This window comes from Ensifer sp. MJa1, assembly GCF_037026475.1.
Lineage (GTDB): Bacteria > Pseudomonadota > Alphaproteobacteria > Rhizobiales > Rhizobiaceae > Ensifer.
This window is the reverse complement of record NZ_JAKUMO010000060.1, coordinates 1-1,470: the sequence shown is the minus strand read 5'-3', so window position 1 is coordinate 1,470 and position 1,470 is coordinate 1. Positions and strand designations below refer to the sequence as shown.

Annotated in this window: 1 protein-coding gene; it reads right to left on the bottom strand. The window is 59.7% G+C overall.

What is annotated here, in order from left to right; translation table 11 throughout:
- Window positions 1–258: 258 nt before the first annotated feature.
- Window positions 259–1,329 carry an IS110 family transposase gene (locus MKZ91_RS31480; RefSeq protein WP_336174944.1) on the bottom strand — a complete coding sequence of 357 codons (1,071 nt, stop codon included), beginning with the start codon at window positions 1,327–1,329 and terminating at the stop codon, window positions 259–261.
- Window positions 1,330–1,470 lie beyond the last annotated feature (141 nt).

Below are 1,470 nucleotides of genomic sequence, written 5' to 3'. Positions count from 1 at the left end.
TCTCCAATGAAAGAACGCAAGGGGCAGAACGCCTTGAGTTGGCGGCTTTCCTTGGGTTCGGTTTTGTTCTGACCGGCTTTTTTTGCCGATCGGCTCAATGGTCTTCGTTCCGCTGGACAGGGCCGTCCTTCGGTTCTGAACCATTCTCCAATGCGTGACCTGATGCCTTGGCTTCGGTCACAGAGTGGCGTTCGGCTCCCGGCTTCCCATTCTCCTTGAGGAGCGCAGCCCGGCACTGCTAGGCTCGCTAGAAAGTCATCAGGACAGTCGGGATTTCATTGACGCGCCTTCCGTGATGATGCTTTCGCCGCGCGGCTCGTAAGCGCGCTGGTCGCGCAGGATCTGGAAGGCGATCGTCAAAAGCTTGCGCGCAATCGCCACACGCGCCTTGTTGGTTCCTCTGATCTTCAGGTGCTCGTATTGGGCGCGAAGCTGTGGATCGCTGGCGATCGCCGGTGTCACTGCCTCGACGAAAGCCCAGCGCAGCCACTTGTTGCCCTGCTTGATGATCTTGCCGTGATAGGTCTTGCCGCCGCTCGAATAGGTCGAGGGCACCAGCCCGGCATAGGCGGCCAGCTTCTTCGGGTTGCGGAACCGCGCTATGTCATCGACCTCCGCGTCGATCAGACGGGCGAAGAACTCGCCGATGCCGGGGATCGTCTTCAACAGTCTGACATTGGCATTGGCCTTGGTCATCGCCCGGATCGTCGCTTCCGACTGCTTGATCCGCTCATTGATGGCGCCAATGAAAGCGAGGCCACGGTCGATCTGGATGCGGTCGATCTCAGAGACGTTGACCTGCGAAAGCTGAATGCGGCCGGCCTTACCAAACAGATCGCCGAGCGTCTTCAGTTGCGCCGTCTGCTCCGGATAGCGATCAAACACCGTGACGATGCGGTTCTTCGTCATCGTGCGCAGCCGCACGTAGAACATCCGCTCCCGCAGGGCGACACGCAGGTCCCGCGACCGCTCGCTTGGCGCCCAGGCTTCCGGCACCAGGTCGGCGCGCAGCAAATGCGCCAGCACGGTCGCATCGATCTTGTCGGTCTTGATCTTGGCGTCGGCGATCGCCTTGACCTTCAACGGGTGGGCGAGAACGACATCATCACAAATGTCGTCGAGCCAGTCGTAGATCACCATCCAGTTGCGCGTCGCCTCGACAACCGCATGGCTGTTTTCGCGGTACCGCTCGAGAAACCCGCCGAGCGACTGGCGATCGTTCTTCACCCGGCCGGAGCGCAGCGTCTTGCCGCTGCTGTCCTGCACCACCAGATGGCTATAGGATTTGTGGTAATCGACGCCGATATGGTAATCATAGGACGCAGTCATGCTTCCAACTCCCTTGTTGAGATCTCGAAAACCCCGACAGGATAAGCCGAAAGGCTGGAAGCGTGGCTGTCCCTCAATCATCACCGGCATCTCAGTGATCCGTTCTCTCAGCGGACGCGGTCTCTTTCATGCCACCTCCTT

What these genes read in the sequence shown, in the direction of transcription:
- MKZ91_RS31480 (WP_336174944.1), bottom strand. Translation starts at nt 1,329, where the DNA reads ATGACTGCGTCCTATGATTACCATATCGGCGTCGATTACCACAAATCC.